Genomic DNA, 6,651 nt, shown 5'->3' on the forward strand with positions numbered 1-6,651 from the left:
TTCATATGGGGAACGGCTTTTGTCGCCCAAAGCGTCAGCACGGAGTTTGTGCAGCCCTTCACTTTTAACGCCGCAAGGTTTTTCATCGCCTTTGTGTTTACACTGGGACTGGCGGCCCTGTTCCGCGCACGGCGAAAACGGGACTTTGGCGAACAGGCAAAGCCCCGGCCCCATTACCGTCGGGAGCTTTTGATCAGCGGCCTTTGCTGCGGTGCGGCGCTGACACTGGGGAACAATCTTCAACAGCGAGGACTTGAAACCACCACCTCCGGCAAGGCAGGCTTTATCACGGCACTGTATATCGTGATTGTTCCCATTCTGGGAATTTTTCTGAAAAAGAAAGTGGGCAAGGGGATTTGGGCAAGCGTTGCGCTGGCCGTGGTGGGGCTTTATTTCCTGTGCATCCGGGAGGGCTTCGCCATCTCTGAGGGGGACTTTTTCATGTTCCTTTGCTCCCTCTGCTTCTCCGCCCACATTCTCATGATAGACCATTTTACCGAAAAGGTGGATGGCGTGGAACTGTCCTGCGCGCAATTTTTGGTGGCGGCTGTGTTTTCTGCCGTGGGCATGCTGGCTGCGGAGCAGCCCTCATGGGAGGCGCTGCAAGCGTGCGTATGGCCCATTTTATATGTGGGTGTTTTCTCCAGCGGCGTGGCCTATACACTGCAAATTCTGGCCCAGAGGGACTCCAACCCCACGGTGGTGTCGCTGCTGCTGAGCCTTGAGGCCGTTTTTGCCGTTCTGGCGGGGGCGCTGCTGCTGGGCGACCGCATGAGCGGACGGGAGTATTTTGGCTGTGGATTGATGCTGACGGCGGTGGTGCTGGCGCAGATTCCGTGGGGGGCGAAAAAGACCTTACCCGCCGGGGAGCCGGATAAGGCCGCTGTGTTACCGCTGGAGGAACCTGATCAGACTCGGGTTTCGGAGGATTGAAGATTGCAGCGAAATTCCAAAGAGAAAAGCTGAGTGCGGCCATGCTTAACCCCATCTTGGGAAAGGAAGGAAACCCGCACACAGGCAGCGGCTTGCTTTACAAGCTGGCGGAGGTGTGATATGATTCCTCCGTCGCAGATTGCGCCCGGAGGGCCTGAAGGAGGATTGTTTTAACCATGAGCAGTCAAAAGCCCAAAAAGAACAGGCAGTCCGCCATGGAGCGGGAGGCGGAGATTGCCGCCGCGAAGCTTCTCGGCAAGCAGATTTCAAAGGAGAAGGCGGCGGCGCTGCTGGCGGTGACGCTGATTGCCTGCGCCTTGCCCATGATTTTGGGCGCCCGCCTGTGGAACAGCATCCCGGAATTTGTGCCCAGCGGACTGATCGGAAGCGGTGGTAAGGATGATTCCATTCCCCGTTGGGTGGTGGCCTTCGGTCTGCCCGGCTTTATGTGCCTGATGGACCTGCTTGGTCACGGACAGCTTATGGCAAATCAAAAGCGTATGACGCTTCCAAAGCCCTATGTACGCCTGGTGGGCAGGTGGGGATTTCCTTTGATTTCCGTCCTGTTTTGCAGCGGCATGATTTTGCAGTCCTCCGGTGGGGACCTGACGCTGCCGTTTGTGACCCCTTGCTTGCTGGGCCTGCTGCTGATGATTCTGGGCGGCCACATGTGGGACTGTCCCCGAGACGCGCGGATTGCCCTGCGGTTTTCCGCCACGGAGCACAGCGACGACGCATGGAGGGCGGTTCATCTGTTTGCCGCCCGCGTCTGGATGGCAGCGGGACTGCTGGTCATCGCCGGGGTGATGGTCACCTCTACCTCCACTGTGCTTACCGCCGCGCTGATTGCGGCGGCGCTGCTGGCCCCCGCGATTTATGCGTCGCGGCGCGGCGCCGCACATCAAATGTGAATATCTTGCCGAAAAGCGCCGTCCGCGGGTACGGCGCTTTTCGGAGTTCTATGACTACTTTTTGACGGTTATTCCAAAAAAGAGCGATTATTTTCTATATATAGTTTTATTGACGTTAAAAAAAGACAATGGTAGTATGGTATTACCAAACAAGGGAGGCACTGCAATGCAGTTGGAAAAGATTCAATACGCACCGCCAAAGATTCCGGAGCTTGTGATGAAGGCGCTGGTCGCCGCCATTGACAGCGGTCATATTCGCGTGGGGGAGGAGCTGCCCTCAGAGCGCGACCTGGCGGAGACGCTGGGCGTGGGCCGGGGCTCCCTGCGGGAGTGCTTTGCCATTTTGGAGTTTTTGGGCGCCATTGAGAACCGGGGAAACCGGAAGGTAGTGGTACGGGACGCAGACTATATTCAAAAGGCGATGTCCTTTGTCCGTCTGTCTAACCAGCCGGATATCCGTCAGGATTTCAACGAATTTCGCCGCATCAATGAGGTGGCGATTGTGGAGTTGGCTTGCCAGCGGGCAACGGAAGAGGATATGGCCACCATTCGTGAGGCGGTTCGCAATCTGGATGCCGAGCCTGATAATTATATGAACGACGTGGCGTTTCACGACGCGCTGGCCGAGGCCAGCCATAATGTCATGCTGGCGGCTACGATCCATTTGGTGGGCAGTCTGCTTGCAGATGTGAGGCGGCGCTTCTTTGGCCTGCCCGATTATCAGCAGCGCACACAGGATTCCCACCACGCCATTTATGAGGCGGTGAAGGCCCGGGATCCGGAGCTGGCGAAGCGGGAAATGACGCTTCACCTCGGAATTGTGGATGAATTTTTGCAAAAGTACCCGGAGCGGGACTGATTCGTTAAAAATATTGTGCAATTGCACTAATAAAACAAGGGAAGATTTGGACGGCGTTTCCTCAGTCTGAACTTGACTATAAAGAAGCTGAATGGTATGGTGGTCTTATAGCCCGAGTGGTAGGACCAACATACCGTTTTACCGTCATACGGTGATTGGTAAGATCAAAATAATAAAAAGGGGCGTGTGTTGATCATTAACGGTCTGACAAAATACATGGAGACGGGGTCGCAGAATCCCTATTATAATCTGGCGTTTGAAGAGACTGCGCTGGAGCGCAGACGATCGGGGGATTATCTGCTTTTGTGGCAGAATGACAACACCATTGTCATTGGCCAGAACCAAAATGCCGAGGAGGAGATTAACCGCGCCTTTGTGGAGGAACACGGCATCCATGTGGTTCGCCGTACCACCGGCGGCGGCGCGGTGTATCACGATCTGGGAAACCTGAATTATTCCTTTATCACCGACGCGGGGAATTCCGAAGAGCTGGCCATGGAGCGGTTTACAAAGCCCGTGGTGGCGGCGCTGAAGGGCCTTGGCCTGAACGCGGAGGCCTCCGGCCGGAATGACATTCTGGTGGAAGGGCGCAAGGTGTCCGGCACCGCCCAGCGGATGATGAAGGGACGCATTCTCCACCATGGGACACTGCTGTTTGACGCGAATCCCGGCATGGTGGCCGGCGCGCTGAACGTAGACCCGGCGAAGTTTCAGTCCAAGGGCGCAAAATCGGTCAAGAGCCGCATCGGGAATATCCGGGAGTTTTTGGCAGAACCTATGGACATGGCGGATTTCTGGAAGTACCTCAAGACGGCTCTGGCAGGCGGCGGCCTCACGGCAGATTTTCTCACAGAAGAGGAGCTGGCTTCCGTGGAGGAGCTGAAACGAACAAAGTACGACACATGGGAGTGGAATTTTGGGCGCTCTCCCAGATATGATTTTACCGACAAGCGCCGGTTTGACGGCGGGACGCTGGAGCCACGGATCGCGGTGGAGAAGGGCCGGATCACGGAGATTGTGTTTTACGGTGACTTTCTCTCTGTCAGTCCGCTGGACGAGCTGACGGAAGCGTTGAAGGGCTGCGCCTTCCGGCGGGAGGACGCTGCGGCGGTGCTGGACCGCTTCCCGCTGACGGAGCTGTTCGGCGGGATTCAAAAAGAGGAAATTCTGGATACAATGTTCCGCGCGGAATGAAAAGGGGGCGGTTCCTTGAAAACGAAGGAAACGGTTTGCGGAGCGGGTTGGTATCGCGAGGCTTATCGGAGGATGGCACTGATTCGGGCGTTTGAAACGAAGGCCGCCGACTGCTTTACCCGCAGCGAGCTGGCGGGCAACATCCATCTCTATATGGGTCAGGAGGCCAGCGGCGTAGGCGCGTGCCTTGCCCTGCGGGAATCCGACTATATCACCTCCACTCACCGGGGACACGGGCACTGCCTTGCAAAGGGCGCCCGGGCGGACCTTGCCATGGCGGAGCTGTTCGGCAAAGAAACCGGTTACTGCCGGGGCCGGGGCGGGTCCATGCATATCGTGGACGTGAGCCTTGGAATTCTGGGGGCCAACGGCATTGTGGGCGCGGGCATCCCGCTGGCGGCGGGCAGCGCCCTTGCATCGAAAATCAAGGGAGACGGGGCAGTTACCATGGCGTTTTTCGGCGACGGGGCCTCCAATCAGGGGACCTTTCACGAGACGTTGAATATGGCCGCCGTGTGGAAGCTACCAATGGTGTTCCTGCTTGAAAACAACCAGTACGGCGTCTCTACGGAAATTCACCGCATTACCAATACCGAGCGTCTATCCGTCCGTGCAGCGGCCTACGGTATCCCCGGCGTCACCGTAGACGGCACTGACGTGGAGACGGTTTTCCATGCCGCCGCCGAAGCGGTGGAACGCGCCCGTTCCGGCGGCGGCCCCTCTCTTGTGGAGACAATGGTTTACCGATATCAGGGCCATTACTGTGGAGATCCCGCCGCATACCGGCCCAAGGAATATCTGACGGAGGGGAAGTCAAAAGACCCCCTTAACAATGCACGTATGCGGCTTTTGGTGATGGGCACTGGGGAGACAGAGCTTGCGGACATTGACCGGGGCGTTGCGGAAGAAATTGAAAACGCCTATCAGTTTGCAAAAAATTCTCCCGACCCGGACCCGTCGGCGGTGATCGACAACGTGTATTCTTCCGACAACGAAAGGAGCGTGCTGCGATGAAGCTCACTGTGAGCAAGGCCATCGGTCAGGCGCTTCATGAGGAGATGGCCCGGGATAAAAACGTGATTCTACTGGGCGAGGACGTGGGCGTCATGGGCAACGTATTCGCCATCACCGCGGGCTTTCGGGATGAGTTCGGCCCCGACCGGGTGATTGACACGCCCATCAGCGAGTCCGGCTTTACGGGCATCGCCGTGGGCGCGGCCATGCGCGGGCTGCGGCCCGTGGTGGAATGGATGTACAACGACTTTATTTCCGTGTGTCTCGACCCGGTGATGAATCAGGCGGCAAAGCTGCGCTATATGACCGGGGGGCAGGTGAAAATCCCTGTGGTGTTCCGGGCGCCTATGGGCGCGGGACGGCGCAACGCGGGGCAGCACTCCCAGTGTCTGGAGGCGCTGTTCACCCATATTCCCGGCTTGAAGGTGGTCTGCCCCTCCACGGCGGCGGATGCCAAGGGCCTGCTGAAGGCCGCCATCCGGGACGACGATCCGGTGGTATTTCTGGAGCACAAGCTGCTTTATGCCAGAAAGGAAGAGATTCCCGACGGCGAGTATGTCATTCCTCTGGGAAAGGCCGACATCAAGCGCCCGGGGAAGGATATTACTATTCTCACATGGTCCCGGCAGGTGCTGTTTGCGCTGGAAGCCGCCGAAGCTTTGGCCTTGGAGGGAATCGACGCGGAGGTCTTGGACCTTCGGACGCTGGTCCCGCTGGACTGGGAGGCGGTCCGCGCCTCCGTGTGCAAAACCCACAACGCTGTGGTTGTGGAGGAGGGCGTGAAGCGTGGCGGCGTGGGCGCGGAGCTGTCCGCGCAGATTACGGAGGAGCTGTTTGACGAGCTGGATTCCCCCGTGGGCCGCGTAGCGGGGATGAATGTCGTCTCACCGTTTTCCCCTGTGCTGGAGGATGCGCAGTTTCCCCATCCCGAGGATATTGTGGCCTGCGTGAAAAAGACGCTGGGCCGCTGAGGGGGGCGCGTATGGCTGAGAAAACAAGACTCCGCGCGTCGCCCTATGCCCACAAAGGTGCGCGGGAGATGGGCGTGGCGCTGAGAGCGATTACGGGTACGGGACCCAACGGACGGATTGTCCGGCGGGATGTTGAGGCCGCGGTAATACCGGCGGTCAAAGCTCCGGCAGAGACTTTTACGGAAACGTGTGCCGGATGTTACGCCACGGCGAACGTGAGGGAGCTGTTGGCGGCGCTGAACACACTGAGCGGTGCGCTGATCTTCCCTGCGTTTGCGGGGCGGGCGGCGATTCGATTGGGCGTGCCGCTTCGTCCGATGGAACGCGGCGTAGAGGGAGCGATGCCCACGCTGCATCCCGGTGAGAGTGCCGTTTTGGCGGTGGGGGATGTGACTGCGGACGAAACCGTGCGCATCCACCTGACCTATGCCCCCGCGGCGCTGAGCGATGAGGCGGCGGCTGACCTCCTGCGCGCCATGAAGGGCTTTTTGGAGAAGCCGCTGACCATGTTGCTATAACGAAAAAAGGAACGCGCAAAGCGCGTTCCCGAGACTTATGAAAAGCGCTCCTGCTGAAGTGGATCGAGAAACAGCCGCACATCCTCTGCCGGAACCTGTTCCGCAGCCCTGAGGGCCGCGCGGCGGTAGGCATAAATATCGTCCTGCTCAAAGGGAAGGTGGTATACCGCCAGATGACGGGGGCGGATGAACTGCTCAATGAACCGCCGCCCCTTGCTCGGTGTAATCCATGGAAAGTTGAGACGCGGCAG

7 protein-coding genes and 1 pseudogene are annotated in these 6,651 nt (G+C 58.5%); 7 read left to right on the forward strand and 1 reads right to left on the reverse strand.

The genetic code is table 11. The features are described from left to right. Nucleotides 1–3: 3 nt before the first annotated feature. From B2W96_RS06405 to B2W96_RS06435, 7 genes are all read left to right on the forward strand, one after another. A complete protein-coding gene (locus B2W96_RS06405; protein WP_293009462.1) occupies nucleotides 4–933 on the forward strand; it encodes a DMT family transporter in 930 nt (309 codons plus the stop codon). A 176-nt stretch (nucleotides 934–1,109) separates the two neighbouring features. After that, nucleotides 1,110–1,844, forward strand: a complete 735-nt coding sequence (locus B2W96_RS06410; RefSeq protein WP_293009456.1) for an SdpI family protein — start codon at nucleotides 1,110–1,112, stop codon at nucleotides 1,842–1,844. Nucleotides 1,845–2,010: 166 nt separating this feature from the next. Then, complete coding sequence (locus tag B2W96_RS06415) at nucleotides 2,011–2,703, forward strand: FadR/GntR family transcriptional regulator (protein ID WP_293009457.1); 693 nt, start codon at nucleotides 2,011–2,013, stop codon at nucleotides 2,701–2,703. A 186-nt stretch (nucleotides 2,704–2,889) separates the two neighbouring features. Next, nucleotides 2,890–3,897 carry a lipoate--protein ligase gene (locus B2W96_RS06420; RefSeq protein ID WP_293009458.1) on the forward strand — a complete coding sequence of 336 codons (1,008 nt, stop codon included), beginning with the start codon at nucleotides 2,890–2,892 and terminating at the stop codon, nucleotides 3,895–3,897. A gap of 15 nt (nucleotides 3,898–3,912) precedes the next feature. After that, nucleotides 3,913–4,911, forward strand: a complete 999-nt coding sequence (locus B2W96_RS06425; RefSeq protein ID WP_293009459.1) for a thiamine pyrophosphate-dependent dehydrogenase E1 component subunit alpha — start codon at nucleotides 3,913–3,915, stop codon at nucleotides 4,909–4,911. After that, the gene (locus B2W96_RS06430) at nucleotides 4,908–5,882 is read left to right on the forward strand and encodes an alpha-ketoacid dehydrogenase subunit beta (protein ID WP_293009460.1); all 975 of its coding nucleotides are present in this window, start codon (nucleotides 4,908–4,910) and stop codon (nucleotides 5,880–5,882) included. Before B2W96_RS06425 ends, B2W96_RS06430 begins: the two co-directional genes overlap by 4 nt. 11 nt (nucleotides 5,883–5,893) lie before the next feature. Continuing rightward, on the forward strand, nucleotides 5,894–6,400 hold the full coding sequence (locus B2W96_RS06435; RefSeq protein ID WP_293009461.1) for an E3 binding domain-containing protein: 507 nt from the start codon (nucleotides 5,894–5,896) through the stop codon (nucleotides 6,398–6,400). Nucleotides 6,401–6,435: 35 nt separating this feature from the next. Here the strand turns inward: B2W96_RS06435 and B2W96_RS06440 are convergent. Next, nucleotides 6,436–6,651, reverse strand: a pseudogene (locus tag B2W96_RS06440) (hypothetical protein); the annotation flags it as partial.

This window comes from Oscillibacter sp. UBA6647 (assembly GCA_002455655.1).
Classification (GTDB): domain Bacteria; phylum Bacillota; class Clostridia; order Oscillospirales; family Oscillospiraceae; genus Oscillibacter.

Excerpts from the sequence above, each read along its gene's own strand:
- B2W96_RS06410 (WP_293009456.1), top strand. The coding sequence starts at position 1,110 with ATGAGCAGTCAAAAGCCCAAAAAGAACAGGCAGTCCGCCATGGAGCGG.
- B2W96_RS06435 (WP_293009461.1), top strand. The coding sequence starts at position 5,894 with ATGGCTGAGAAAACAAGACTCCGCGCGTCGCCCTATGCCCACAAAGGT.
- B2W96_RS06430 (WP_293009460.1), top strand. The coding sequence starts at position 4,908 with ATGAAGCTCACTGTGAGCAAGGCCATCGGTCAGGCGCTTCATGAGGAG.
- B2W96_RS06415 (WP_293009457.1), top strand. The coding sequence starts at position 2,011 with ATGCAGTTGGAAAAGATTCAATACGCACCGCCAAAGATTCCGGAGCTT.